The following is a 26,641-nucleotide window of genomic DNA, read 5'->3' as shown; positions in this document are numbered from 1 at the left end:
TCAGCGCAAAATCAACTGTAGAGCGTTGCGCGTGTCGGCTCCAGACGGTGGATGACGCTGGGGATAATGTACCTTCGCACCGGCTTGGTTTGAGTTCGTGCGCTCCGCGACGTACGCTTAGTCGGTTGACTTGTGCCCTCGTGGCCGTCCCCGATTCATCGTCCCGGTGTGAGCATCCCGGCGACACCACATCCGGAAGTGATCTCATGAGCAAGCGTACGTTCCAGCCCAACAACCGCCGCCGCGCCAAGAAGCACGGTTTCCGCGCTCGCATGCGCACCCGCGCCGGCCGTGCCATCCTGGCGGCTCGTCGCGCCAAGGGTCGCAGCGAACTCTCGGCCTGACCTCACAGTGCTTGCGCGCGCCCACCGGATCACCCGGGGCGCGGACTATCGTTCCGTCGTCCGCCGGGGCCGCCGGTGTGTGGCTGCGCACGTCATGAGTTATACGACGGTATCGGCGGATGCCGGCCCGTCGCGCTTTGGTTTCATCGTGAGCAAGCAGGTCGGTTCGGCAGTCACCCGCAATACGGTGCGGCGTCGGCTGAAGGCGATCAGCGCAGGACTCGTTGACGAGATCCGCCCGGGATCCCAGGTCGTCATCCGGGCCCTTCCCGCCGCGGCGGAGGCACCGTACGACATCCTCGCGGGTGAGCTCACGCGCTGCCTCACGGGAGAACGGCGATGAGCGAGCTTCCCTCGTACGCCCTCGGTCACGCTCACCTGGACTCCGCCGATGTCGCGCGCGCACTGCCGCTCGCGCCGCGCAACGCGGTTCTCGCCCTCCTGCATGGGTACCGTGCGACCATCTCTCACCTTTATGGCGACGTGTGCCGGTACTATCCGTCGTGTTCGGCATATGCGGTGGGCGCGGTGCAACAGCACGGTGCTCTCAAGGGCGCGGCCCTCGCGGCAGCACGGCTGGGCAGGTGCCATCCGTGGGCAAAGGGTGGCGTCGATGACGTTCCGCCCCACGAGCACTTCCGATTCGATCTCACCCGGCACGGGTTCGTCGTGCCACGCAGAAAGGACTGATCCTTGCTGGATCTCCTCGCCAGTGCGACACCGTCACCGACCCCGACAGCTGCGGGCGGCGGCGGCTTCGACCTTTTCGGCATCATCCTGTGGCCGCTGAAGTGGGTCGTTGAACTCGTCCTCGTCTTCTGGCACTGGCTGTTCACCTCGATCGGACTGCCCCCGGCCGACGGCATCACCTGGGTGCTGTCGATCGTCGGCCTGGTGGTCGTGGTTCGTGCCGCGCTGATCCCGCTGTTCGTCAAGCAGATCAAGTCGCAGCGCAAGATGATGGAGATCGCTCCCGAGCTCCGCAAGATCCAGGACAAGTACCGCGGCAAGAAGGATCAGCTCTCGCGGGAAGCCATGAGTCGCGAGACCATGGCGCTCTATAAGAAGCACGGCACGAGCCCCGTCTCCGGATGTCTTCCGCTCCTGGTTCAGATGCCCGTGTTCTTCTCGCTCTATTCGGTGCTGAGCGGTGTGAAGGTCAACGCCGAACTGGGACTGGGTGGCGTGGGCGTACTGAGCCCTGAGTTGACCAAGCAGTTCTATGACGCGTCACTCTTCGGGGTCGCGTCCCTGCACGAGACGCTGATCGACGCCTGGAACACCGGTAACACTCCCGCCGTGGCTATCCTAGTCGTCCTCGTCGTCCTGATGATCGCGTCGCAGTTCTTCACCCAGCTGCAGATCATCTCGAAGAACCTCTCCCCCGAGGCCAAGACCGGCCAGGCGTACCAGATGCAGCGGATCATGCTGTGGGTCCTGCCGTTCGCCTTCGTGTTCTCGGGCGTGTTCTTCCCGCTCGGCGTCGTGCTCTACTGGTTCACGAGCAACATCTGGACGATGGTTCAGCAGTTCATCGTCATCCGGGAAATGCCGACCCCCGGCTCTGAGGCGGCGAAGCAGCGCGAGGAGCGCCTCGCGCGCAAGGGCAAGGCGATCGACTCCAGTGGCAAGGTCGTCCCGATGGACAAGTACCTCGCCGAGCAGCAGCGACTGCTGGAGGAAGCGGAGAAGGCCAAGTCTCAGGCCCCCAAGCGCGAGCAGCCGATGAGTAAGCAGCGTGCGAAGAAGCAAGGTCAGCGCCCGAGTGGTGCTGCGAACCCTCGGCCTCCGCGCCCCCAGGGAAGTACCGGCGGTGGCTCGTCCCCGTCCCCAGAATCGAACAAGTAGAAGAGCGAGTGTGGAGATGACCACGACCCCTGACACCGCCTCCTCGCGGGCAGAAGCGACCATCGAAGAGTTGGAACAAGAAGGCGACGCCGCCGCCGACTTCCTTGAAGGACTCCTCGACATCGCTGACATCGACGGCGACCTCGCGCTGGATGTCCGCAACGGTCGCGCCTACGTGTCGATCGAGCAGGATGACGCCGACCGCTCGGGTGGGCTGTCCTCACTCTCGGACCCGACGACGGTGCAGGCCCTGCAGGAACTGACCCGCATTGCGGTGCAGAACAGCACGGGCCGCTTCTCGCGCCTGATTCTGGATATCGGCGGTTCGCGAGACACGCGCCAGCGGGAGCTTGATGCTCTGGTCGATCGGGCTGTCGCTCGCCTCGACGAAGGAGCATCGCAAGCCTCCCTGCCGGCCATGTCGAGCTATGAGCGCAAGCTCATCCACGACCTGGTCGCCGAGCGCGGCCTGGTGTCGGAGTCCTACGGCGAAGGTGCCGATCGACACACGGTGATCCGACGCGCCTGAGTGCGCGTTTCACGTGAAACATCGATGACCACCCTCGAGGCCGAGCCGGCCGCAGCCGCATCGCTCTTCGGTGACCGGATCGACCGGGCCCGAGCCTTCACCGCAGCATTGGCTGCGGAGGGTGAGACCCGCGGGCTGATCGGTCCGTTGGAGCTGCCGCGCCTGTGGAGGCGCCATATTCTCAACAGCGCGATCGCCGCTCCCCTCTTCGACGGTCATGCTGCTGACATCGGTTCCGGCGCAGGCCTCCCGGGGATCGTGCTCGCGATCGCCAGGCCCGATGTCGCATGGACCTTGGTGGAGCCGATGGAGCGCCGCGTCGCCTGGCTCACGGAGCAGGCGGACGCGCTGGAGCTTCGAAACGTGACCGTCGTCCGCGCTCGCGCCGAAGAATGGGTGCCCGCGGCATCCGTGGATATCGTCACCGCACGTGCGGTGAGCGCGCTTCGGACACTGATCCCGATGACGGCTCCCCTCGTTCGTCCGGGCGGCTCGCTCGTACTCTTCAAGGGGCGCGGCGCTGAGGCGGAGATTGACGCCGCGCAGAAGCAGATCCGGAAGTTCACGCTCTCGGATCTCGAGGTGCTCACGCTCGGTGAGGGTGTGCTGGATGAGACGACGCGTGTCGTTCGAGCTGTCGTCGGTGGCTGACTCGGCAGACACGGCGTTGCCGAGCGCGACCATGTTTCACGTGAAACAGTGTCCGGCGCCGGAACACCCGGGGGTCGCGTCGCATGCCGCGAATAGAGTAGAGAAGCCCACGACCCGATCGGAGCGTTTCACGTGAAACACGACGAGGATCCCGCGACGGACTCGTTCTACGACACCCCTCTGGCGCGCGAACTCGCTGATCTCACTGCACGGCGACGAGCGCTCGAGGCGATCCCCCTGCAGTACGAGGGCAGGCGCCGCGTCTTCACGGTGTCGAACCAGAAGGGCGGTGTGGGCAAGACGACCTCGACGGTCAACCTGGCTGCCGCCTTCGCGCACATGGGTGCGACAGTTCTCGTCGTCGACCTGGACCCGCAGGGCAATGCATCCACCGCCCTGAGCATCCCTCACAACGCGGAGACCCCGAGCGTGTACGACGTTCTCGTTGACGAGCGGCCCCTGTTTGAGGTGGTGCAGCACAGTCCCGAGTCGCCGCGGCTCTTCTGTGCTCCCAGCACGATCCACCTCGCGGGCGCGGAGATCGAACTCGTCTCTCTCGTTGCCCGTGAACGTCGCCTGCGGACCGCGCTCGAGAAGTACTTGTCGACCGAGGGCGCGGACATCGATATCGTGCTCGTCGACTGCCCGCCCTCGCTCGGTCTGCTCACGATCAACGCGTTTACCGCCGCCGACGAGGTGCTCATACCGATTCAGTGCGAGTACTACGCCCTCGAGGGACTCAGCCAGCTGATGGGCACCGTGTCGATGATCCAGAAGCACCTCAACCCGACTCTGTCTCTCTCGACGATTCTGCTCACCATGTATGACGGCCGCACACGGCTGTCGCAGCAGGTCGCCGACGAAGTACGCGCCCACTTCCCCGACCAAGTGCTCGCGACGGTGATTCCGAGGTCGGTGCGCATCTCGGAAGCGCCGAGCTTCGGGCAGACGGTGATCGCTTACGATGGGCAGTCGGTAGGAGCGGTGGCTTACCGTGAGGCCGCCGTCGAGATCGTCCGCCGCGACGAGCACCGCGACGACGAGAACACGGATGCCGGGCTATCGGCACCGACGACGGAAGCTGAAGAGAGAGAGCCCTGATGGCCAAGAGAACCGGACTGGGGCGGGGTATTGGCGCCCTCATTCCCACCGCCGACCAGGGCGAGAGTCGTCCTGTCGACGTGTTCTTCCCCGAGGCGCAAGCCGTCGAGGAGCTTGTCGCGGTGCCGGGGGCTCGGCTGATTCAGATCGACCCGAACACGATTGTTCCCAACCCCCGGCAGCCGCGGACGAACTTCGACCCGGACGAACTCGCTGAGCTCGTCCACAGCGTGCGCGAGTTCGGCGTGCTCCAGCCGGTCGTGGTCCGCGACCGGGGCGACGGAACGTACGAGCTCATCATGGGCGAGCGACGGACTCGGGCGTCTCGCGAGGCTGGGCTCGACTCGATCCCGGCGATCGTGCGGGACACGGCCGACGAGCACCTGCTTCGTGACGCTCTGCTCGAGAATCTGCACCGCTCGCAGCTCAATCCCCTCGAAGAGGCGTCGGCCTACCAGCAGTTGCTCGAGGATTTCGGCATCACCCAGGAGGAGCTTGCGGGACGGATCGGGCGCTCCCGGCCCCAGATCAGCAACACCATCCGCCTCCTCAAGCTGCCGATTCCCGTGCAGCAGCGCGTGGCAGCGGGAGTCATCAGCGCCGGGCATGCCCGCGCGATCCTGTCGGTCGACGGCGACGACGCGATGGCGCGGCTTGCTGACAAGATCGTGAACGAAGACCTCTCTGTGCGTGAGGCCGAAGCAGCCGCGAAGGGTGCAGCATCGGCGGGTCGCAAGCCCGTGAAGCCCCAGGCCGGCGGCCGTCGGGGTCAGCTCGATGACCTGGCAGAGAGGCTCGGTGACCGACTCGACACCCGCGTCAAGATCACGCTGGCGGCAAAGAAAGGCCAGATCAGCATAGATTTTGCGAGCATTCAAGATCTGAACCGGATCCTTGCCGAACTCGGCGTGGAGGGCTTCGGCTCCTGATCATCCACATCCGGGCGACGAGGGCTCACAGCGACGTACGCTGGAAGCATGACGCGCGAGAATTCGGCCCCGACCCGGCGGGCAAGTCTCGAGCTTCTGCGCGCTGAGGCCGCGGACGAGCTCTCGGTTCTGGTCGAAGAGCGGTTGCGGGCGGGCGAAGACCCGTGGGAGTTCATGGATGACTTGCCCACCGTGGACGAGCTCGTGGTCCTGATGCTGCGAGCTGAGAACGTCCTCACGACGGGATTGCCCTCCACCGGCATCCGGCACTACCGGCTGCTACGGCAGATTGCGCTCGACTACCCGCCGCTGACCCGCGCCGTCTGGCGCCTGCTCGGTTCGGCGCGGCATCGCACGTGGGATTCGCTGCTCCCCGACGTGCCCTGGCGCCTTCTGTGGTGGCCGCAGGTGCGTCACCGCTCCGGCTGAGTCGTGAGATTAAGCGCGACGCCGCCCAGACAGCCAGAAACGACACGGATGCCGCGGCCCGTGAGGGAACCGCGGCATCCGTGTCGAGGACGGGAATCAGCCGATGAACTCGGCGAGATCCTGTTCTAGAGCGTACTTCGGCTTCGCGCCGATGATGGTCGTCTTGACCTCACCGCCCTGGAACACCTTCATCGCGGGGATGGAGGTGATCTGGTACTTCATCGCGAGGTCGGGGTTCTCGTCGACGTTGAGCTTGAGGATCGTGATCTTGTCGGGGTGCTCGGACTGAATCTCATCCAGCACGGGCGCGACCATGCGGCACGGGCCGCACCAGGCCGCCCAGAAGTCGACAAGAACGGGGCCATCGGCCTGCAGGACATCCTGGTCCCACGTCGCCGAGGTGGTGGCAGCGGCAGTCATGTGTTCTCCTTCGTCAAAGCGTTCACTGGTGAAAACGTGATTAGGGGCGCGATTGTTCCGACAGAGCCGACCGGCTCAGGCCATCGCTTGGTCGGGGACGTCGACGGGCTCGTCTGGCAGCGGGTCGGTGGCGTCGTCGAGGAGGGCGGCGAGGTAGTGCTCGACGTCCAGGGCAGCGACCGCTCCCGATCCGGCAGCGGTGACGGCCTGGCGGTAGGTCGGGTCGATCACGTCGCCGGCTGCGAAGACACCCGGCACCGACGTGCGAGAAGAGCGGCCCTCAAGCTGAATCGTGCCCTCGTCGGTGAGGTCGAGGACCCCGTGGACGAGGTGCGTCCGCGGGTCGTGACCGATCGCCACGAAGATTCCGTCCAGTTCGAGCTCGGAGGTCTCACCGGTAACCGTGTCACGCAGTGTGGCGCCGGCGACCTGGTCGCCCCCGGTGATGTCGATGATTTCGCTGTTGAGGATGAACTCGATCTTCTCGTTCGAGAACGCACGATCCTGCATGATCTTGGACGCACGCAGTTCGTCGCGACGGTGGATGACGTAGACCTTCGACGCGAACTTGGTGAGGAACGTCGCCTCTTCCATGGCGGAGTCGCCGCCGCCGACCACGGCGATCGTCCGCTCGCGGAAGAAGAATCCGTCGCAGGTCGCGCAGTACGACACCCCGCGGCCCGAGAAGGTCTTCTCGCCCTCGATGCCGAGCTTGCGGGGGCAGAACCGGTCGCGAAGATCACCGCGTGAGCCTCGTGCACCGCGCCCGACCCGAGGGTGACAGACTTCACGGGACCGTCGAGCGACGCCGACACCACGTCGTCGTACACGATCTCAGAACCGAATTTTTCGGCCTGGGCCTGCATTTTTGCCATCAGGTCGGGGCCCATGATCCCGTCGGGGAAGCCGGGGAAGTTCTCGACCTCGGTGGTGTTCATGAGTTCACCGCCAGCCTCGACCGAGCTGGCGATGACGAGCGGCTGGTGTCCACCACGGGCCGCATAGATGGCTGCGGTGTACCCGGCAGGGCCGGACCCGATGATGATGACGTTGCGCATGAGCGACCCTTCGTTGCGGTTCCGGATGCTTCAACACATGCTAGCCGCGCAGCATTCCCCGAACACGGGGGCGTCCAGGCAGCGAAACACTTACCGCCGCGAGATCAGCCTGCGGACTGTCTGCCACGCTGTCGCCAGTTCGGGAACGCGCAGCAACGCAAGGATGCCGACATAGACCGCCAACGCCACGATGCCGATCAGCGCTGAACCCAGGGCGCCCGTGAGTTGGCTTTCGACCATCCAGCCGGTGTCGGCGCCGGAGAGCAGGTAGACGCCCCAGCCCACGATTCCGGCGGGCACGGCGGCGGCGGCAAAGAGCGCAAGCGACGGCATCCAGCGGCGTATGCCGATGCGCGAGAGGCGGCGGCGCAGGAACCAGGTCGCGAGGGCGAGTTGCACACACACCGCGAGGGATTGGCCGAGCGCGATTCCGGCGGTCACGAACGCGGTGGGCAGGTTCAGCGCGAGCGCCGCCGTGATCATGACGATGCCGGCCTGCACGAGGGTGAATAGGAACGGCGTTCGCGTGTCGTTGTAGGCGTAGAAGACGCGCCCGATGATGAACAGGACGGTCTGGGGGATGAGCCCGATGAGGAATGCCAGGAGCACCCAGGATGCGTCGACCGCGCCGTCGGCGGTCGTGGTGAAGATGCGGGAGGCGGGGACGGCCGCCGCGGCCAGGACCGCTGTCGAAATCACCATGAACAGGCCGAGAAGGCGGATGCTGCGCGCAATGTCGGCGCGCACGTCTTCGTCGCGGCCCGCGGCGGCGTGCTCGCTCAGCTGGGTGAAGTAGGTGGTGCCGATGGACAGCACGAACACCGAGAAGGGCAGCATGTACAGGAGCCAGGCGTTGGCGGCGACGGTGGCGGCTGGCGCCTCACCGGACACGACCGACATGACCTGGCTCTGGACGATTCCGGCGATCTGGCCGACGACCACCATGAGGAAGGTCCAGCCGGCCAGGCGACCGATGTTGCGCAGGCCGACGCCTCGCCACGCGAAGTCGGGACGCAGGTGGAGTCCCGAGCGCACCCAGAAGACCATCAGCACGACGGCCTGGACCACGATGCCGAGCGTGGCGGTGCCGGCGAGCAGGGCGATCATCGTCGGCGTCCAGTCAGTGACCTCGGTGACGGGGCCGCCGAAGATCGCGATGAAGGCGCCGAAACCCGCGATCGAGACGATGTTGTTCGCGATCGGTGCCCAGGTGAACGGTCCATACACGCGCCGGGCGTTGAGGATCTCGCCCAGCAGGGCGTAGAGCCCGTAGAAGAGCAGTTGCGGGATGCACCAGTAGGCGAAGGCTGTCGCGAGAGCGAACTGTTCGGGCGTGAACTGCGACGCGTACAGCTGCACGAGCAGCGGAGCGGCGATCGTGCCGATCGCGGTGGTGACGACGAGGGCTACCGTGCCGAGGGTGAAGAGCTTGGAGATGAACGCGCGTCCGCCGTCGGCGTGCGAGGCAGCCTGCACGATCTGCGGCACGACGACCGCTGTCAGCAGGCCTGTCGAGATGATCGCGTAGAGGTTGTTCGGCAGCTGGTTGGCGACCGTGAATGCGTCAGCTGCCCGACTTCCCACCGCTCCGACTGCCGCCACCAGCACGACAGAGCGAAGGAAGCCGGTGAGCCGCGACACGAGCGTGCCCGCGGCAATGAGGGTGCTCGCACGTCCGATAGAACTCACGACTGCTCCTTCGGCGGCTCGGTGGTGTCGGCATCCGTCGTGGTGTCGGGACCCGCGGTCTCGGGCTCTTCGGCCTCGGGGCGGCGTCTGATCCGGCGCACGGTGCGCACGGCGCCCAGGAGCAGGAACGCCGCCGCGAGCACCGATAGGACGATGAGACCGATCGTCTCCCAGTCGGCGCGAACGTTGACTTCGAGCGACTGCTCGGGTCCGATGCGCACACCCGTCGGGCTCGTGAGCGAGAGGTCCACCTCGACGGTGCCGCTACCGACGCGCGCCTTCACCGGGAGCGAGGCTCGAGTGCTCTGCTCCGGACCGATCTCGACGGGGATGTCCTCCGCGACCTCGAGGCGCAGATCGTCGCTGTGCGCATGCAGGGTCACGGTGACCGGGTAGGGCAGGTCGTTGCGGATGCCGACCGGAATCTCGGCGTCGGCGGCCACGAGCTGGATCGGGCTGGGGGGCAGGATCCCGACAGCCGAGAGGGTCGTCTGCGTCGCAGCAGCATGGGTGTCGAGAGCCTCAGCCCAGGCGGCATCCTGTCCGGTCCAGCCGAGGCTCAGCAGCTGCAGGATCTCTGCCCGCTCGACGCCCGTCAGCAGCGTCGGGTCGGCGATGACGCTGGCGAAGGTCTCGATGCGCTGTTCACCGTCCAGCAGTCGCGGCACCGCGTCGACCCGTGCCGTGGCCAGCGCCTCATCGCTGATCGACACCTCGCCCGGCTCGCCGCTGATGACGGTGCCGAGGGCGAGAGGCCGGGCGCCGGGAAAGGTCTGCGCCGCATCGATAGCCGCACGCAGCGCGACCGCGGTCCTGTCCGGGTTGCGATCGAGCGCGACGATCGTCGCGCCCCCGGTCGCGGGGAGTGCCTCGAGGGCGGATGCTTCGGCCAGCGCTGCCGAGCGGTCAAGGGCGTCGGGAGCATCGGCAGCCCTCGACAGCGCTGCACTCAGGTCGGCATCCGTCACCAGGAGGCCCGCTTCCCCGGCGCGCGCGCGGGCGGGAGGCGTCGGGGTCGCGATCGCGGTCGTCGCGGTGATCGTGAGAGTGCCGCCGGCGCCGAGGGCTGACAGGACGTCTGCCGTGACAGACTCGGGCCACCAGAGGGCCGTGGTCGCGCCGACGTCCATGAGTTCGTCGAGCGTCGGGAGCCCGGATGCGTCATCCGTGTCGGAATTCGAGGGCGTTGCAGTACCGGTGGGGGTGGGGGTCGGTGCGGGGTCGTCGCCCGCGAAGCCTGTCGGGTCGATGTAGGCGGCCAGCGACGTCGGCGCCAGGGGCGGGACGACGCCGGCGGCGACCTGAGCCGCCGGGTCAGCGTCGCCGAACTGCAGCGCGAATCGGTCGTTGGGGAGTGCCTCGAAGCGCGTGAGCCAGTCGCGGGCCGTGGCCGGTGCGGTGGTGCCGAGCACGCGGATCGCGGCGAGGATCGCGGGATCGACCGCGATGATCGCGTCAGTTCCCTGAACACCGGTCAGTGCCGCCGTCAACGAGCCGTCCTGGGCGGTGAGCCCGGCGAGGTCGTCTGTGCTGAGCAGCCCGCGCCCGGTCGGTGGCGCCGTGATGGGCACGATGACGGCGACGTCCGTCGTCGCCGCGGTGGGGATGACGAAGACGGATGCCGACTGCAGCGTGCGCCCCGCTGCCGTCACGGTCGTCAGAACGGGGTACACGCCCGGAGCGCGGTCGGTGAGGACGGGATCGCTCGCGGGAACGCGAACGATCGCGCTCGCCCGCTCGTCGGCCGCTGCCGGATCCAGCGACGCGGTACCGACGACCGTCGGGGCACGGTCCTCGGCCGGGGAAGCGAGCCAGTCGTCGATGTCTGACCGCGTGGCGAGCGGGTCGGTGCCCACCGAGACGGTCGCCTGGGTCGCCGGTAGTGCCGTGGTTCCTGCAGTGAGACCGATCGAGATGGCGAGGGAGTCGCCGGGCGAGACCACGCCGCCGGCAAGAGGCGCAGCCACCACCTGCGGGTCCGAGGCAGTGGGGCTCGGGCTCGGTGTCGTTGTCGCGGCGGCCGGGGCGACACCCGTGACACCGGCGCCGGCGGCCACGAGCACCGCGATCGCGAGGGTGGCTGACGCGCGCCGAACCAGTCCCGCAAGACCGCTCCAGCGGCGCGGCGCAGCGGTGCCGGGGGGCACGGATGCGGAGAGTGGGGTGGGCGCGGTCATGTCGTGTCGCGGGACGACCGCTGATCGTGCGGATCCCGCGGGAATTCTACGGTCCGCGCCTCGGAGCATCCCGCAGGCCGTCCGCGCTTGAATGGATCCGTGACGATGCCCCTTCATCCAGACCCCGCGATCTGTGCTTCCCTCGCGTCCGACCTGACCGCTGCCGGGTTCACGGCCCCGGCGCTCCGGAGCGCGTGGGGACCCGTCGGCGATGCCGCGATCGGGCGGGGGCTTCGGGGCCCCGCCGTGCGTGCGCTGTCGCACCGCGACGATGCCCTGGCGACCCTCGCTCGTCTGCTGGGTCTGGGGATGCCTCAGGCGGTCGCGGCCGTGGAGGCCGCGCTCCCGCGTACGGGTGTGGCGGGGCTCGTCTCGCTCGGCCTGGCCACGATGGAGGGCGACACCGTCGTGCCTGCGGCGCTGGTGCGCCCGCAGGAATGGGGCGGCGCGTCGGATGCCGACGACGGCGAGTGGTGGATCGCGAGTGATCTCGACGAAGCGGCCCTCGAGGGCGCGCTGCCGACCGACCACGTGCTCGGCGTCGGAGGGGCCTCGCTGACTCTCGCCTCCCTGCAGCTACCCACGCCCGCGCGACGCGTGCTGGACCTCGGCACCGGGTGCGGCATCCAGGCCCTTCGCGCGCGCCTGTACGCCGATGAGGTCGTCGCGACCGACATCTCGCTGCGCGCCCTCGGGTTCGCGCGTCTCACGGCGCTCCTCAACGGTGTCGAGGGCGTCGAGGTGCGCAGCGGGAGCCTGTTCGACCCGGTGGCGGGCGAGCGTTTCGATCGCGTCGTGTCCAATCCGCCCTTCGTCATCACCCCCCGCGGCACGACGGCTGAGGGGGCGGCTGCGCCGGCGTACGAGTACCGCGACGGCGGCGCAGTCGGCGACGATCTCGTGCGCCAGGTCGTGACCGGCGTCGCGGACGTGCTCACGGACGGCGGCGTCGCGCAGTTCCTGGGCAACTGGGAGTACCGCGAAGACCGTGACGGGCTTGAACGGGTGCGGGAGTGGGTGGCTGCGGCATCCGTCTCGATGGATGCGTGGATTATCGAGCGCGAGGTGCTCAGCCCGCTCGAGTATGCGCAGCTGTGGGTGCGGGACGGTGGAACGCAACCGGGCTCACCCGAGTACGCCGCGCTGATCGACCTGTGGCTTCAGGACTTCGAGGAGCGCGGGGTCACCGGCATCGGATTCGGGTACGTTCTGCTGCGCCGACCGGCGCCGGGCACCACGGCACTCTCGCGCTACGAGCGCGTGACCTCGTCAGCGCCGCAGGAGGGCCTCGGCGCGGACCTTGCCCGAGCCCTCGCGGTGCACGATGTGCTGGGTGCGCGAGACGATGCGGGGCTCGCGGCGTCCGTTCTCACCACCCCGTCCGACGTCACCGAAGCGCGTCACTTCGTGCCCGGGGCCGAGGATCCCACCGTCATCGAACTGCGCCAGGGCCGAGGGTTCGGACGGACCCTCACCGTTGACCCCGGACTTGCGGCGCTGGTCGGTGCGTGCGACGGCGACCTTCCGGTCGGGGTGCTCATCGATGCGATCGCTCAGCTGCTCGAGGTGGATGCCGCGGCCCTTCGCGCCGACCTCCTGCCCCGCGTGCGCGAGCTCGCGTTCCTCGGCTTCCTCGATCCCGTCGCCTGACCCGCGGAACGGCCCATCCGCCCGACACTGGCCTCGGGTCTCGCCAGAGCCGGCGCCAGCCGGCGAAGGCAGGTTCCGACGTTGAGGTGCCGAACGGCGGATGCGCCCAGATGCTGGGAGCGGAGCGGGGTACGGGTCAGGGGGCTGGCACCGGGTCTGGCGGGAGCCGGCGCAGCCGGCGAGGGCGGCGTGTCCTGGCCTCGAGGTGCGGAGTGAGGCATCCGCTCGAGAGCTGGGAGCGGAGCGGGGTGGGGGTCAGGGGGCTGGCACCGGGTCTGGCGGGAGCCGGCAAAGCCGGCGAGGGCATGTCCCCCTGACCCGCACCCCGCTCCGCGGACCCCAAGACGGTGCAGCGGACCAACAGGACAACCCCGCGCAGCGAACTGACCTCAGCTCGGGAACGCCGAAAGGCCGACGGTAGGCTCGATCCATGCTGAACATGGCTGAGGGTGTCGCGCGCCTGGGCTCTCTCGCCACCTCCCCCGTCGTGGCAACGGTTGCGGCGGCATTCGAGCAGGCGGGCTTCGAACTGGCCATCGTCGGCGGGCCCGTGCGCGACGCGCTGCTCGGCCGGAGCACGCACGACCTCGACTTCACGACGAACGCGCGGCCCGACGACATCCTGCGCATTGTGGCTCCGCTGAGCACCGCGCACTGGGACATCGGGCGGGAGTTCGGCACGATCGGAGCGCGGATCGCGCTTCCCGGTGGCGGTGCCGAACAGGTCGAGATCACGACGTACCGGGCCGACAGCTATGACGGCGTGACGCGTAAGCCGACTGTCGAGTTCGGCGAGACTCTCGAGGGCGATCTCGTGCGTCGCGACTTCACCGTCAACGCCATGGCGTTGCGGGTCCCGTCTCAGAAGCTCGTGGATCCCGCGGGCGGGGTCGAGGATCTTCTCGCGCAGCGGCTGCGGACTCCCGCCGACCCTGACGTGAGCTTCGGGGATGATCCGCTTCGGATGCTGCGCGCCGCCCGATTCGCGTCGCAGTTGTCGTTCGAGGTCGATGCCGACACGATCTCGGCCATGCACCGGCTGCGTGAGAGCCTGCAGATCGTGAGCGCCGAGCGCATTCACAGCGAGCTCGTGCGGCTCATGCAGACCGAGGATCCCTTGCGCGGCATCCGTCTGCTGGTCGAGACGGGCCTCATGGAGCAGTTCCTGCCCGAGGTTCCGGCGCTGCGTCTCGAGATCGACGAGCACCACCACCACAAGGACGTCTACGAGCACTCGTTGACGGTCGTTCGGCAGGCCATCGAGCTCGAACACGAGCGGCATCCGGATGCCGGGCCCGACGTTCCGCTGCGACTGGCGGCGCTGCTGCACGACATCGGCAAGCCGGCGACGCGTCGGCTCGAGCCGGGCGGCGGAGTCACGTTCCACCACCACGACATCAAGGGTGCGCGGATGGCGCGCAAGCGCCTCAAGGAGCTGCGGTTCGACGCGGCGACGATCGATACCGTCACGACGCTCATCGAGCTGCACCTGCGGTTCTTCGGGTACGCCGAGGGTGCGTGGACCGATTCCGCCGTCCGGCGATATGTGCGGGATGCCGGTGACGAACTCGAGCGTTTGCACATCCTGACCCGCGCCGATGTGACGACCCGCAACAAGCGGAAGGCATCGCGCCTGGCATCCGCGTACGACGACATCGAGCGCCGCATCGCGGAGCTTGCGGCGCAGGAAGAACTCAACGCGATGCGCCCCGAGCTCGACGGGAACCGCATCCAGGAGGTGCTCGGCATCCGTCCCGGCCGGGAGGTCGGTGAGGCGTACCGGTTCCTGCTCGATCTGCGGCTGGATGAGGGGGTGCTCGGGAGGCCGAGGCCGAGCGGCGCCTGAAGCAGTGGTGGGCCGCCCGAGCCTGAACCCCGAGGCTCGACTGTCACAAACCGCTGCGCCCGATCGCCGGAACGCGCGGTCTGTGACAGTCGAATAGGGTGACTACGGCACGATCACGGCGCGGCCTTGCACGGCGCCGTCGTGCAGTCGCTGATAGGCCTCGACCGCCTGGTCGAAGCCGTACCGCTCGACGTGCACGCCGATCGCGCCCGCGCGCGCCAGGTCCAGCACCTCGAGCAGCTCCGGTCGCGTCCCCCAGTAGGGAGCGCGAACAGCGGCGCCGTAGGGGGTCGAGAAGAAGCCGGTCGGCAGCGTTCCGCCGCCGATGCCGACGATGTGGATGAACCCGTCGGCGGCGATGGTCTCGCGGGCCAGATCGATCGTGGGTTGGATGCCGACGAAGTCGAATACCGCCACAGCACCCTCCCCGCCGGTCAGTTCGCGGATGCGTGCCACGGCGTCGTCGTCGGAGCGGAGCGTGTGATGGGCGCCGACTTTACGGGCAAGCTCCAGCTTGTCGTCAGAGACGTCGGCGGCGATCACGGTCGCGGCTGTCGTGGCGCGAAGGATCTGGATCCCGAGGTGGCCGAGGCCCCCGACTCCGATCACGACTGCCGTCGTTCCGGGGGTGAGCTTGTCTCGGGCCGCGGCGATCGCGTGGTAGGGCGTGAGTCCGGCATCCGTGAGCGACGCCGACTCGACCGGGTCGAGATCGCCGAGGGGAGCCAGGTGTCGCTTGTCGTCGACGATGACGTATTCGGCCATCGCCCCCGGCGCGCCCAGGCCCGGAGGGGCGATTCCCATCTCGGCCGCGTGCGGGCAGTAGTTCTCCTTGCCCTGTGCGCAGGCGTGACAGACGCCGCATCCCCAGGGCCCGTAGATCGCGTAGCGCTCGCCAACCTGCACGCCGTCGACGCCGTCGCCGAGCTTCTCGACCTCGCCGACTCCCTCGTGTCCGAGGGTCAACGGAAGCGGGTAGACGTACTGGTCCTCGGGCAGATCCATCAGGAACCAGTCCGAGTGACAGAGGCCTGCGGCGAGCACCTTGAGTCGGATCTCCCCGGGTCCCGGTTCGGGTACGTCGATGTCAACGACCTCGGGGCCTTTGCCGATCTCGCGGTATTGCACAGCTTTCATCGGGTCCTCCTTGTGGTGCGTGGTCGGGGCGGCGGGTTCCACCCAACCATCGCCACCATCGCTCACATCGCCGAGGAAAGCCACCCTCTTGACGTGTGGCCGCTGACCACTCAACCTGCGACCAGCGGCAGCCTCAGCGCACGTCGCGGGCCAGGGCGATCGCGTTGCCGGCGAGAGCGGCGGAGGTGTCGGCATCCCGCATCCACAGCGGAACCGCGCGGGTCAGGATGCCGTCCTGGGTGAGTCCATCAACGGATGCCGCGTCTTCCTCCGCGAGGAGCCAGCCATCCAGTACGCCATCTGCGCCGCGAGCAGCATAGTGTCGGGCGATGGCTGCGGCATCCGTCTCGACCCCGATAGCGGTGAGGCACGCGTCGGCCATGCCGCGCACGACCCTCCCGCCGATGACGGGCGCGACTCCCACGACAGGAGCGGACGTCGCGCGAACCGCGTCGCGCAGGCCGGGGATGCCGAGGATCGGTCCGATGGAGACGACGGGGTTTGACGGAGCGATCAGGACGACGTCGGCATCCGCGATCGCCTCGAGGGCTTCCGGGGAGGGCTGTGCCGTCTCGATCCCGGCGTTCTCGAAGCGCACGGCCGGGATGCCGGCGCGGTGCCTCGTCCACCATTCCTGAAAGTGCATGCGCTGGCCATCGGTGGTGTGCACGTGGGTGTCGACCTCGTCCTCGGTCGCGGGAATGAGCGTCGCCCCGAGCGGCCAGCGCTCCCCGAGTCGCCGGTAGACCTCGCTCAGCGGCACCCCGGCCCGCAGCCACGCGGTGCGGGCGATGTGCACGCCGAGGTCGAGATCACCGAGCGTGAACCAGGAGGGCGTCACGCCCCACGCCTGGAGCTCTGCCGCGACCCGCTCCGTCTCCTCGCGCCGGCCCCACCCGCGCTCCGTGTCGTTCTGACCGCTCAGTGAATACAGCAGTGAGTCGTGGTCAGGCGCGATCCGCAGTCCCGCGAGCCACCAGTCATCGCCCGTGTTCACGACCACACGGATGTCGTGAGCTGCATCCTCGGCAAGGCTCTGCGCTGCGGCATCCCGACGTGCCCATTCGCGCACGCCACTCACAAAGCGCGCGCCGCCGACACCACCTGAGAGCACCGTGATCCGCACGGGGCAACGCTACCCGGCGACAGCGCGCGCCGCCGCGCCTACACTGGAGCGCACCGGCGCGGGCAGACACTCGCGCCGATCACGATCAGCGCCGATCGGAGTCCGCATGCCCTCGCCGTGGTCCCCGGGGTCGGGTTCCACCCCCGACTCTTCGAGGCTGATCATCGAGCGCGCCCGCGAGGAGTTCGTGCTCGGCAACGACGGCGATGCGCGGGTCGCCGATGTGCGAGGGGTCGTGCGGGAGAGTTGGCGCCGCTCGCGTGAGGGGCGTGTGGGTGTCGAGGGCCTTCCGCCGCTGGCCCTGAGCGCCGAGGAACTCGAGCTGCTGCGGGCACAGCATCCGCTCGGGTCGGTCATGGACATGATCCGGGGGCTGCTGATCCCCGGTGCCGCCGAGGATTCCGGCGTCATCGTCGCCGTCGGGGATGCAGCCGGGCGACTGCTCTGGGTCGAGGGCGACCGCACGCTGCGCTCCTTGACCGGCGACATGGGGTTCGTCCCCGGGGCTGATTGGTCAGAGACGGCGGTCGGCACGGCAGCGCCGGGAACCGCGCTCGCCCTGGATCGATCCGTCCAGATCCGCGGCGCGGAGCACTTCAACCGGCTCGTTCAGCCGTGGTCGTGCACCGCGGCGCCCGTGCACGACCCCGAGACCCGCCGGCTCCTGGGCGTCATCGACGTGACCGGCGACGATCCGGCGGCATCCGCTCAGGCCCAGCTCCTGGTCGACGCGACGGCCCGCGCCGTGGAGGGAGAGTTGCTGCTCGCGCGCCTGCGGGAACGGGCGGCCGCCCCGCGCACGGCAGCGACGGCGGACCGGGCGGATGCCGACACGCCTCAGCCCCGTCGCATGCGGCCGGCCTCGGCATCCGTCGTCGCGACCCTGCGGGTGCTGGGCCGTGACCGCGCTCTCCTGGAGACCCTCGCAGACGGACACCTGCGAGTGAGCGAGCTCACCACCCGCCATGCCGAGATCCTGCTGTGCCTCGCCACCCACCGCCAGGGCGTCTCAGCCGACCTCCTCGGCGAGCTCGTGTACGGCGACCCGGAGGCCAGCACGACGCTGCGCGCCGAGATGGTGCGGCTGCGCAAGATCCTCGAGCGGGTCGCGCCCTCGCTCGCCCCCGAGTCCCGGCCCTACCGGCTCACGACACCGCTGGAAACCGACGCGCACCAGGTGCTCTCGCTGCTCGACCGCGGCGCGCATCGGGTCGCGCTCGCCGCCTACCGTGGCGACGTGCTTCCAGACTCGACGGCGCCGGGCGTGGAGGAGTTCCGCGACACGGTGCGGGTCACGCTGCGGGAGGCCCTGGTGGCCGAGGCGAGCCTGGACGTGCTGCTCGCGTTCGCTGACACGGATGCTGGAGCCGACGACGTCGAGGTGCTGCGGCTGTGTCTGTCAATGCTCCCGGCGCGGTCGCCGAAGCGGGCGGGGCTGGTCGCGCGGATCGAACTCCTCGAGCGCGCCGAGCCCTAACGCCGGAGCCCCCCGCCCAGGCGTGAGTGCGGCATCCGTTTCACGTGCAACGGATGCCGCGAGCCAGGCTGCAACGGAATGCAACCTTGCCTCACCTACCGTCGACCCATCGCGACGACGGCCGTCGCGACGCAGTCGAAGGAGACTCAGCATGACCATCGTCGAAGAAGGCGTTTCGAGCGTCTATGCCGCGCCAGGCGAGCGCGGCTCCGTCGCCACCTACCGTCCCCGCTATGGCCACTACATCGGCGGCGAGTTCGTCGAACCGCTCAAGGGCCAGTACTTCGAGAACATCACCCCCGTCACCGGCAAGCCCTTCTGCGAGGTCGGCCGCGGCACCGTCGAAGACATCGACCGGGCCGTGGATGTCGCGTGGAAGGCGTTCCAGAGCTGGAAGCGGACCACCCCCGCCGAGCGCGCGAACATCCTCAACAAGATCGCCGACCGTATGGAGGCGAACCTCGAGGCGATCGCGGTCGCTGAGACGTGGGAGAACGGCAAGCCCGTCCGCGAGACGCTGGCCGCCGACATCCCGCTCGCGATCGATCACTTCCGCTACTTCGCCGGCGTGCTGCGCGCTCAGGAGGGCTCGCTCAGCCAGATCGACGAAGACACCGTTGCGTACCATTTCAATGAGCCGCTCGGTGTGGTCGGCCAGATCATTCCCTGGAACTTCCCGATCCTCATGGCGACGTGGAAGCTCGCACCGGCGCTTGCCGCCGGCAACTGCGTCGTCCTCAAGCCCGCCGAGCAGACGCCCGCATCGATCCTGTTCCTGTTCGATCTCATCGGTGATCTGCTGCCGGCGGGTGTCGTGAACATCGTCAACGGCTTCGGGATCGAGGCCGGCGCCCCGCTCGCGCAGCACAAGGGCATCCGCAAGGTCGCGTTCACGGGCGAGACCACGACCGGGCGCCTCATCATGCAGTACGCGTCGCAGAACCTCATCCCGGTCACGCTCGAACTCGGGGGCAAGAGCGCGAACGTCTTCTTCGAGGATGTCGCCCGCGAACGCCACGACGACTACTACGACAAGGCACTCGAGGGCTTCACGTTCTTCGCCCTCAACCAGGGCGAGGTCTGCACCTGCCCGTCGCGGGCCCTCATCCAGCGCTCCATCTACGACCAGTTCCTCGGCGACGGACTCGAGCGGGTCGGCAAGATCATCCAGGGCAACCCGCTGGATCCGGCCACCATGATCGGCGCGCAGGCATCCAACGACCAGCTCGAGAAGATTCTGTCGTACATCCAGATCGGCAAGGACGGCGGCGCGAAGCTCCTCGCCGGGGGCGAGCGCGTCGACCTCGGCGGCGACCTGTCGGGCGGGTACTACGTCGCACCGACGGTATTCGAGGGCACGAACGACATGCGGATCTTCCAGGAGGAGATCTTCGGTCCGGTGGTGTCGGTCACGTCCTTCGACGGGTTCGATGACGCCATCCACATCGCCAACGACACGCTCTACGGCCTGGGCGCCGGAGTGTGGAGCCGGTCCGGTGACACCGCCTACCGGGCGGGCCGGGCAATCGAGGCCGGACGCGTCTGGACGAACACGTACCACCAGTACCCGGCGCACGCCGCGTTCGGTGGCTACAAGCAGTCGGGCATCGGCCGCGAGAACCACCTGAAGATGCTCGATCACTACCAGCAGACCAAGAACCTGCTGGTCTCGTACGCCGAAGGCCCGATGGGCTTCTTCTAAACCGGCGTCGTGGGGCGGCATCCGTCACGGGTGCCGCCCCCACACCCCCGCCGGCGAAGCATCGTGAAACGGAACCTGGCGCGATGGACGGGCGAACGTCTCGCGCGCCAGGTTCCGTCTCACGGATGACGTCGGCGGGGAGACAGGGAGAGGGAGAGCATGGTCAGTGTTGGAACCTATGGACGGGTTGCGGTCACCGAGGACGCCGCCGCGCTGTTGCGCGAACTCGCGGGGCAGCACGGCCCGCTCATGTTCCACCAGTCGGGCGGATGCTGCGACGGCAGCGCCCCCATGTGCTACCCGGTCGGGATGTTCATGACCGGGCCGAGCGACGTGAAACTCGGCACGCTCGAGGTCGAGGGAATCGATCCGATCGAGTTCTTCATGTCGGAGTCTCAGTTCGAGTACTGGAAGTACACGCACCTCACGGTGGACGTGGTGCCCGGCCGCGGCGCGGGGTTCAGCGTCGAAAGTCCCACCGGCAAGCGCTTCATCATCCGATCCCGGATGCTGAACGACGCCGAACTCGAGTACTTCGGGCTCAGCTGAACTCGCGTGCGGTCAGTGGTCCTCGTGCTCGTTGGCCGCAAGGAGGTCGAGCACCAAACGGTCACCGGTGGATGCCGGAGAGAGTCGTGACAGGCTCCCGTGGAGCCGCACGAACGTGTTCGATTCCGGATCCTTCAGGGTGAATGCAACGAATGATCCGGTCTTGCTGACGACGAATTGGGTGGCGGCGCGCGGGAAGCTCGCGTACTCGGATCTGAGCTCGCCCCCCGTATCGCGGTTGAGGACATGAATGTGGTCGGCGGTGATCGCAACGATGACCTCGGGGGTCGCACCCGCCGCCTTCGCGGCCTTCTTGGCGCCCATTGCCATGCCGATGACGGCGCCTACGGCATCAACGATGAGATTGTCGCTCAGGAAGATCGACGTATCCATCATGGCGTCACCGCCTCTGCGCGCGGCAGCCACCGTGAGCTCTCCGAGGCTGAAATAGCCCGCGGCGATCACGACCTCGTCGTTTCCGAGAATCGTTGACGCTTCACCCAGAAGCGCGTCTTCGTTGTACCTGTTCATCGACATCCCCCGGATCGGTCGTTCTGCCGAGGGTATCGAACGCCACGACCTGGCTCCCGGTAGGTTGTCGCCATGACCGAACCGCAGCGCGAGGATGCCGGGAAGGCTGTGGATGACGAGCTGCCGTCCGCCGAACGTCTCAAGGCGTTCACCGACGCGGTCGTTGCCATCGCCATGACGCTGCTGATCCTGCCCCTGATGGACAGCGTCAGCAGTGCGGAGCAGCCTACTGCCGGTGCGTGGATCGTGGCGGAATGGCCGAACCTGTTGACGTTCCTTCTGAGCTTCGTGCTCATCGCGGAGTTCTGGCTCAGTCACCACCGGATCTTCGCCCGCGTCGAACGCGTCGATGAGCGCCTCATCTGGCTCACGGTGCTGTGGATGCTCACCATCGTGTGGCTGCCGGTCGCGACGGCGATCACGGGAACTTTCGAACCCGACCCCATCCAGACCGTGCTCTATGTCGGATCGCTGACCCTGACGAGCCTCGTCCTCACGCTCACGCGGGTCTACGTGCTACGCCATCCGCGCCTCCACAACGAGAAGCCCGAGCGCCTTCGCGAGGGCATCACGGTGGGGATCATCCTGACGATCCTGTTCGCGACGGCGATGGTGCTCATGCTCCTGTTCCCCCAGGTCGGTTACTTCTGGTTGTTCGGCCTCTTCCTGGCGCGCCCCGTTCGCCACCTCATCAGACGAATTTCCGGTCGAGCGCCGCAACCGCGCAGCTGACCGGGCGGCGGGCGATCGGCGACGAAACCCGCTGTTGGGCGCCGGATGCCGCATCCGATACACTGTGAAGGTTGTCCTGTGCGACTTCCGACCCGGAAGCTCGCGAGGACACGTGCACACACCCTCCTGCTGCCGGGAAATGCCCGACAGCCGTTCTAGTCCGAAGGAGGTGGGTCAGTGACGCACACACACCAGTACGAACTCATGGTGATCATCAACCCTGAGATCGACGAGCGCCAGGTCCCCACGACCCTCGACAAGTTCCTCGCAGTCATCACCAACGATGGTGGCTCGATCGACAGTGTCGACGTCTGGGGTAAGCGCCGGCTCGCATACGAGATCCAGAAGAAGAACGAGGGCATCTACGCCGTCGTCAACTTCACCTCGACCAGCGACGCCGCGCAGGAGCTCGACCGTCAGCTCAAGCTGAACGAGCAGATCATGCGCACCAAGGTGCTTCGCGCCGAAGAGGCCATTGCGATGGTCGCGTCGGAGGCCAAGCGCTCCGAGGAGAAGGCTGCTCGCAAGGCTGCCGCTCCCGCCCGCGCCCGCCGCACCGAGACCGCAGACGCGAAGGCCTGACGATCATGGCCGGCGAAACCGTCATCACCGTTGTGGGTAACCTCACGGCTGACCCCGAACTGCGGTACACGCAGAACGGGCTTCCGGTCGCGAACTTCACGATCGCATCCACGCCGCGCACTTTCGACCGTCAGGCCAACGAGTGGAAGGACGGCGAAGCGCTGTTCCTCCGCGCAAGCGTTTGGCGCGACTTCGCTGAGCACGTCGCCGGCTCGCTGACCAAGGGATCCCGCGTCATCGCGACCGGGCGCCTCAAGCAGCGCAGCTACCAGGACCGCGAAGGCAACAACCGCACCGCTATCGAGCTGGAGGTCGACGAGATCGGCCCGTCGCTGCGCTACGCGACCGCTCAGGTCACCCGCGCCGCGAGTAGCGGTGGTGGCGGCGGTGGCGGTGGCCAGTCCCGCGGTCAGGTTGCCGACGAGCCCTGGTCCACTCCCGGTTCCTCGAACGCCGATGCCTGGGCTGCCCCCGGCACCTACGGCGACGACACTCCGTTTTAAGCACCACGGATGCCGCGGCATCCGTTTCACACGTAAGGAAAACCCATGGCTGGAAAGTCAAGCGGCGATCGCCGCAAGCCGCGCAAGGGCGGCAAGCCGGTCGCTCCGGCGAAGGCAATCCGGGTCGGCGTCATCGACTACAAGGATGTCGCCACCCTCCGCAAGTTCATCTCGGAGCGCGGGAAGATCCGCGCCCGTCGTATCACCGGGGTCTCGGTGCAGGAGCAGCGTCTGATCGCCCGCGCGATCAAGAACGCGCGCGAAATGGCGCTCCTGCCCTACGCCGGCGCTGGCCGCTAAGGAGTCCCCATGTCGAAGCTCATTCTCACGAACGAGGTCGCCGGGCTCGGTAGCGCCGGTGATGTTGTCGAGGTCAAGGACGGGTACGCCCGTAACTACCTCATCCCGCAGGGATTCGCCGTGGCGTGGAGTCGCGGTGGCGAGAAGCAGGTCACCTCGATCCGCGCCGCTCGCGAAGCCCGCGCGATCCACGACCACGAAGAGGCCGTGGCGTTGAAGAACACCCTCGAGTCGAACAAGGTCAAGCTCGCCATCAAGGCAGGCTCCGAAGGCCGTCTGTTCGGTTCGGTCAAGCCAGCGGATGTCGCAGACGCCGTCAAGGCTGCCGGTTTCGGTGACCTCGACAAGCGCAAGATCCACATCACGTCGCCGATCAAGTCGGTCGGCGAGCACGAGGCCACGATCCGTCTTCGCGACGACGTGACCGCCGTGATCACGCTGCAGGTTGTCGCCGCGAAGTAATCGCGCGATAGTCCTCCGCAGGGGCGGATGCCGCAGACCCAGAGTCTGCAGCATCCGCCCTTCTGCGTCAGCGGCGAGCCGCGCGACGGCTTGCCAGGAGCGCGGCGAGGCCGGCGATGAGCGCGGCTGCCGGGATGCCCCACAGCGGAGCGGTCCCGCCGGTGCTGGCAAGGCCCGTCACGCTCAGGGCCGCGGCCTGACCGCCACCGGTCGTCCCGCTGCCACCGGTTCCCGGAGTTCCCGGCTGACCGGGGTCAACGGGGTTGCCAGGGTCGCCGGGGTCGCCGGGGTTGCCGGGGTTACCGGGGTCACCAGGGTTACCGGGGCCGGCCGGGGTGGTGGACCCGCCCGTCTCCGAATCGCCGACGACCGAAACGGCGTTCCCACCCAGGGTTACCGGGATAGACAGCGGAAGCGCGACCTGCGTTCCGCCGAGGATCCCGCCCTGCCCCGAGGTCATCGGGGTGCCGGAACTGGTCCCGGCGGGTGCGGTGGTGTCGGCATCCGTGCTCGTGCTGTCTCCGAGGACGGAGATGGCGTTGCCGCCGGCCGTCACCGGGGCGGCGACGGGGGCGATCGCCTGGGTGCCGCCGAGGATGCCGTCGTTGCCGGTGGTTTCCGGCTCGCCCGGGTCACTGGTGCCGGCGGTGTCCGCGGGTGCGGTGGTGTCGGCGTCCGTGCTCTCGCTGTCACCGAGGACGGAGATGGCGTTGCCGCCAACCGTCACGGGGACAGCGACCGGTGCGATCACTTGAGTGCCCCCGAGGGTTGCGTCAGCACCCGAGGTTTCCGGTGCGCCCGGGTCACTGGTGCCACCGGTGCCGGTGGGTGCAGTGGTGTCGGCATCCGTGCTCTCGCTGTCACCGAGAACCGAGATGGCGTTGCCGCCGACCGTCACCGGAACCGTCGCGTCAACGAGGCCCTGAGTGCCGCCGAGGATGCCGTCCTCGCCGGAGGTCTGCGGGTTCACCGCGACCTCGGGCTCGGCCGGCTCCGCGGGGGCGCTGGTTGCGGATGTGCTGTCACTGTCACCGACGACCGAGATGGCGTTGCCGCCCACGGTGACCGGGACCGTGACGGACACGATGCCCTGCGTCCCCGACGCTGCGCCGTCGCTTCCGTCGGTGCTCGCCTCGGAGGTCTCGCCCGAAGCGTTACCGCTGGGGGCCGACGCCGCTGCGTCGTTGGTCGAGGAATCCCCGAGAACCGAGATGGCGTTGCCGCCGACCGTTATGGGCACCTCGATGCTCGGCAGGATCTGGGTTCCTGAGAGCAGACCGTCGTCGCCGTCGGTTTCGGCGGCCTGGGCCATCCCGGCCCCGGCGAGGGCGATTCCGCCCCCGACGACCACTCCGAGGAGTGCTCGCTTGATGAATGTACGCATGAGAAATTTCTCCTGATCGATGAGTGGGGAACGCGTGCCGGATGGCGCGCGCGGTCGTCTGCCGCGTGGGACGCGGCACGACCCCCGTCAATCAGGAGAGACGTCAGTGGCGTAAGTGGGCGGTGCCGGGACGGCATCCGACGACGCGGATATCGTGGTGCCGGCGTGCAGGGTTAGTGCGGCGTCGCCGGGAAGGGCGGCGTGAAGCGCGCCCGGGCCGGTGCCGGCCGAACCGGTTCCGAGGCTGCACGAGCCAGGAGGAGCGAGCGGACCGCCCGGCGGCGCGCCAGCGCGTGGCGAGTCGCCCACGTCGATGCCCGAGGCCGTGCTCAGCACGGGTGGGCTCGTCAGCGACACACCACGGGTCCCGTGGTGGCCGTCGGAAGCCTGTTTCAGGGAGGTCGACGCCGGCGCGACGGATGCTGCGCTTACGGCATCCGTGTCGCCGTCGGGATCGGGGCGGATGTCGGGCAGGGGGCGTGCCTCATCGGCCGCGGGAACAATGATCTGCACGACGCTATCGAGAACGCCGGTTGGCACCTCGGGGAGCGTGATCGCGGAGCTCGAGGAGTCTCCGACGACAGCCTGGAGAGTGGCATCGAGGCTGGTCGACACGCTCGCGACGGCGTCGTTGATCGACGGGGGCACGACCACGTCGACGACAGCGCCGACGGCGGGAATCCCCGATACGCCGGACACCACGGCATCGGTCACTGAGCTGACGGGATCTGCCTCCACGATCTGGTGGACGGCGTCAACCGCGGCATCCGTCGTGGCCTCGACGTGGTCGACGGTCGTCTGCGCGACCTCAGAAGCACCCTCCACGACGGACGGAACGGGTGCGACGACAGGGGCGGGCACGACGGCCTGCACAACCTCCGTGACGGGCGCGGCTGTCTCCGCCGCTTTCTCGACGACATCGCTGGCGGCGGTGTCGAGATCACCGACGGCTGAACTGACGGCGTCGGTGACAGTTGTCACGGCGCCCAGCAGCCCGCCGCCCTCCGCGTCATCCTCGGCCGCGCTCGCGGCGGTTGCGCCCGCGAGGGAGATCGCGAAGCCGGCGATGAGCGAGGCGCCGCTGAGCAGGAGCGCGCGACGGAGCGCGGCTAGCCGGTGGTGCTGCTCATCCATCGTTCACCCCCGCTCGCGGTCGTGTCGGTTTCGGACTCACCTTGGGCCGGGATCATACGCCGATGAGCGGCGCCCGCAACCCCCCTTGCCTGCGCGCGGGCGTTCGGTTTCTCTCGTCTCCACTTGCACCTTTGCGGTGCGCCTGGTAGGCAAAATGCCCGCCGCTTGTACACAGTGAAGCGCGAAAAAGCGAACCTTCAATCCCAGGTTCAACCACAACCTTGTCCACAGTCTGTGGGAAAGAGAAAAGGCTGATCAAGGGGATATTCAGGCTCAACAATCCGTGTTTCCCAAGCCTTTGTCCACAGGCAGTTCTCACAAGCGCAGCGGCGTTTCCCGCATCTTCTCCAC

General features: G+C 68.0%; 26 protein-coding genes and 2 pseudogenes. 19 read left to right on the top strand and 9 right to left on the bottom strand.

The window, feature by feature from the left end; genetic code table 11:
• The first annotated feature begins 206 nt into the window (after positions 1 to 206).
• The 9 genes from rpmH (at position 207) to IT882_RS16075 (ending at position 5,831) form a co-directional block, all read left to right on the top strand.
• The gene (gene rpmH, locus IT882_RS16115; RefSeq protein WP_195692642.1) at positions 207 to 344 is read left to right on the top strand and encodes a 50S ribosomal protein L34; all 138 of its coding nucleotides are present in this window, start codon (positions 207 to 209) and stop codon (positions 342 to 344) included.
• A 7-nt stretch (positions 345 to 351) separates the two neighbouring features.
• Positions 352 to 687, top strand: coding sequence for a ribonuclease P protein component (gene rnpA / locus IT882_RS16110; RefSeq protein ID WP_195692641.1), 336 nt, complete (start codon positions 352 to 354; stop codon positions 685 to 687).
• Positions 684 to 1,034, top strand: coding sequence for a membrane protein insertion efficiency factor YidD (yidD, locus tag IT882_RS16105; protein ID WP_195692640.1), 351 nt, complete (start codon positions 684 to 686; stop codon positions 1,032 to 1,034). The genes rnpA and yidD overlap by 4 nt, the downstream gene beginning before the upstream one ends.
• A gap of 6 nt (positions 1,035 to 1,040) precedes the next feature.
• Positions 1,041 to 2,192: a membrane protein insertase YidC gene (gene yidC / locus IT882_RS16100; protein WP_418887798.1), complete on the top strand. Its 1,152-nt coding sequence runs from the start codon at positions 1,041 to 1,043 to the stop codon at positions 2,190 to 2,192.
• Between the two features lie 16 nt (positions 2,193 to 2,208).
• The gene (locus IT882_RS16095) at positions 2,209 to 2,721 is read left to right on the top strand and encodes a protein jag (protein WP_195692638.1); all 513 of its coding nucleotides are present in this window, start codon (positions 2,209 to 2,211) and stop codon (positions 2,719 to 2,721) included.
• Positions 2,722 to 2,745: 24 nt separating this feature from the next.
• Positions 2,746 to 3,372: a 16S rRNA (guanine(527)-N(7))-methyltransferase RsmG gene (gene rsmG, locus IT882_RS16090; protein WP_195692637.1), complete on the top strand. Its 627-nt coding sequence runs from the start codon at positions 2,746 to 2,748 to the stop codon at positions 3,370 to 3,372.
• A 132-nt stretch (positions 3,373 to 3,504) separates the two neighbouring features.
• Positions 3,505 to 4,473 carry a ParA family protein gene (locus IT882_RS16085; protein ID WP_324253899.1) on the top strand — a complete coding sequence of 323 codons (969 nt, stop codon included), beginning with the start codon at positions 3,505 to 3,507 and terminating at the stop codon, positions 4,471 to 4,473.
• Positions 4,473 to 5,402, top strand: a complete 930-nt coding sequence (locus IT882_RS16080; protein ID WP_195692636.1) for a ParB/RepB/Spo0J family partition protein — start codon at positions 4,473 to 4,475, stop codon at positions 5,400 to 5,402. The genes IT882_RS16085 and IT882_RS16080 overlap by 1 nt, the downstream gene beginning before the upstream one ends.
• A gap of 48 nt (positions 5,403 to 5,450) precedes the next feature.
• Positions 5,451 to 5,831 (top strand): tryptophan synthase subunit alpha, encoded by a 381-nt coding sequence (locus IT882_RS16075; protein ID WP_195692635.1) that lies wholly within the window; start codon positions 5,451 to 5,453, stop codon positions 5,829 to 5,831.
• Positions 5,832 to 5,927: 96 nt separating this feature from the next.
• Here the strand turns inward: IT882_RS16075 and trxA are convergent, their stop codons facing one another.
• From trxA to IT882_RS16055, 4 genes and pseudogenes are all read right to left on the bottom strand, one after another.
• Positions 5,928 to 6,251: a thioredoxin gene (trxA, locus tag IT882_RS16070; RefSeq protein WP_195692634.1), complete on the bottom strand. Its 324-nt coding sequence runs from the start codon at positions 6,249 to 6,251 to the stop codon at positions 5,928 to 5,930.
• A gap of 75 nt (positions 6,252 to 6,326) precedes the next feature.
• A pseudogene (gene trxB / locus IT882_RS16065) lies at positions 6,327 to 7,309 on the bottom strand (thioredoxin-disulfide reductase).
• Positions 7,310 to 7,399: 90 nt separating this feature from the next.
• Positions 7,400 to 8,998, bottom strand: a complete 1,599-nt coding sequence (gene murJ / locus IT882_RS16060) for a murein biosynthesis integral membrane protein MurJ (RefSeq protein WP_195692633.1) — start codon at positions 8,996 to 8,998, stop codon at positions 7,400 to 7,402.
• A complete protein-coding gene (locus IT882_RS16055) occupies positions 8,995 to 11,175 on the bottom strand; it encodes a DUF6049 family protein (protein ID WP_195692632.1) in 2,181 nt (726 codons plus the stop codon). The genes murJ and IT882_RS16055 overlap by 4 nt, the downstream gene beginning before the upstream one ends.
• A 105-nt stretch (positions 11,176 to 11,280) precedes the next feature.
• On the opposite strand from IT882_RS16055, the gene IT882_RS16050 reads away from it, so the two are divergent.
• The gene (locus tag IT882_RS16050; RefSeq protein ID WP_195694473.1) at positions 11,281 to 12,825 is read left to right on the top strand and encodes a DUF7059 domain-containing protein; all 1,545 of its coding nucleotides are present in this window, start codon (positions 11,281 to 11,283) and stop codon (positions 12,823 to 12,825) included.
• Between the two features lie 430 nt (positions 12,826 to 13,255).
• A pseudogene (locus tag IT882_RS16045) lies at positions 13,256 to 14,697 on the top strand (CCA tRNA nucleotidyltransferase).
• A 76-nt stretch (positions 14,698 to 14,773) separates the two neighbouring features.
• Here the strand turns inward: IT882_RS16045 and IT882_RS16040 are convergent.
• Together IT882_RS16040 and cofD are read right to left on the bottom strand one after the other, a co-directional pair.
• Positions 14,774 to 15,808 (bottom strand): NAD(P)-dependent alcohol dehydrogenase, encoded by a 1,035-nt coding sequence (locus IT882_RS16040; RefSeq protein WP_195692631.1) that lies wholly within the window; start codon positions 15,806 to 15,808, stop codon positions 14,774 to 14,776.
• A 133-nt stretch (positions 15,809 to 15,941) separates the two neighbouring features.
• A complete protein-coding gene (cofD, locus tag IT882_RS16035) occupies positions 15,942 to 16,934 on the bottom strand; it encodes a 2-phospho-L-lactate transferase (protein WP_195692630.1) in 993 nt (330 codons plus the stop codon).
• Between the two features lie 106 nt (positions 16,935 to 17,040).
• On the opposite strand from cofD, the gene IT882_RS16030 reads away from it, so the two are divergent.
• The 3 genes from IT882_RS16030 (at position 17,041) to IT882_RS16020 (ending at position 20,662) form a co-directional block, all read left to right on the top strand.
• On the top strand, positions 17,041 to 18,411 hold the full coding sequence (locus IT882_RS16030; protein ID WP_195692629.1) for a GAF domain-containing protein: 1,371 nt from the start codon (positions 17,041 to 17,043) through the stop codon (positions 18,409 to 18,411).
• A gap of 151 nt (positions 18,412 to 18,562) precedes the next feature.
• On the top strand, positions 18,563 to 20,113 hold the full coding sequence (locus tag IT882_RS16025) for an aldehyde dehydrogenase family protein (protein ID WP_195692628.1): 1,551 nt from the start codon (positions 18,563 to 18,565) through the stop codon (positions 20,111 to 20,113).
• Between the two features lie 159 nt (positions 20,114 to 20,272).
• The gene (locus IT882_RS16020) at positions 20,273 to 20,662 is read left to right on the top strand and encodes a DUF779 domain-containing protein (protein ID WP_195692627.1); all 390 of its coding nucleotides are present in this window, start codon (positions 20,273 to 20,275) and stop codon (positions 20,660 to 20,662) included.
• Positions 20,663 to 20,674: 12 nt separating this feature from the next.
• On the opposite strand, the gene IT882_RS16015 is transcribed toward IT882_RS16020, so the two are convergent.
• Positions 20,675 to 21,193, bottom strand: coding sequence for a hypothetical protein (locus tag IT882_RS16015; RefSeq protein ID WP_195692626.1), 519 nt, complete (start codon positions 21,191 to 21,193; stop codon positions 20,675 to 20,677).
• Between the two features lie 72 nt (positions 21,194 to 21,265).
• Between IT882_RS16015 and IT882_RS16010 the strand changes: the two genes are divergently transcribed.
• From IT882_RS16010 to rplI, 5 genes are all read left to right on the top strand, one after another.
• A complete protein-coding gene (locus tag IT882_RS16010) occupies positions 21,266 to 21,925 on the top strand; it encodes a TMEM175 family protein (protein ID WP_195692625.1) in 660 nt (219 codons plus the stop codon).
• Between the two features lie 204 nt (positions 21,926 to 22,129).
• Positions 22,130 to 22,507 carry a 30S ribosomal protein S6 gene (rpsF, locus tag IT882_RS16005; protein WP_229382419.1) on the top strand — a complete coding sequence of 126 codons (378 nt, stop codon included), beginning with the start codon at positions 22,130 to 22,132 and terminating at the stop codon, positions 22,505 to 22,507.
• Positions 22,508 to 22,512: 5 nt separating this feature from the next.
• Complete coding sequence (locus tag IT882_RS16000) at positions 22,513 to 23,010, top strand: single-stranded DNA-binding protein (protein WP_195692623.1); 498 nt, start codon at positions 22,513 to 22,515, stop codon at positions 23,008 to 23,010.
• A gap of 45 nt (positions 23,011 to 23,055) precedes the next feature.
• Entirely contained in the window at positions 23,056 to 23,310 is a 255-nt protein-coding gene (gene rpsR, locus IT882_RS15995) for a 30S ribosomal protein S18 (protein ID WP_195692622.1), read from the top strand.
• A 9-nt stretch (positions 23,311 to 23,319) separates the two neighbouring features.
• Positions 23,320 to 23,772 (top strand): 50S ribosomal protein L9, encoded by a 453-nt coding sequence (gene rplI, locus IT882_RS15990; RefSeq protein ID WP_195692621.1) that lies wholly within the window; start codon positions 23,320 to 23,322, stop codon positions 23,770 to 23,772.
• Positions 23,773 to 23,839: 67 nt separating this feature from the next.
• Here the strand turns inward: rplI and IT882_RS15985 are convergent, their stop codons facing one another.
• A complete protein-coding gene (locus IT882_RS15985) occupies positions 23,840 to 25,156 on the bottom strand; it encodes a hypothetical protein (protein ID WP_195692620.1) in 1,317 nt (438 codons plus the stop codon).
• An 87-nt stretch (positions 25,157 to 25,243) separates the two neighbouring features.
• Positions 25,244 to 26,290: a hypothetical protein gene (locus IT882_RS15980; protein ID WP_195692619.1), complete on the bottom strand. Its 1,047-nt coding sequence runs from the start codon at positions 26,288 to 26,290 to the stop codon at positions 25,244 to 25,246.
• Between the last annotated feature and the right edge of the window lie 351 nt (positions 26,291 to 26,641).

Source organism: Microbacterium schleiferi, assembly GCF_015565955.1.
GTDB lineage: Bacteria > Actinomycetota > Actinomycetes > Actinomycetales > Microbacteriaceae > Microbacterium > Microbacterium schleiferi_A.
The sequence above is the reverse complement of the archived record's forward strand: the minus strand, read 5'-3'. Positions and strand labels throughout refer to the sequence as shown.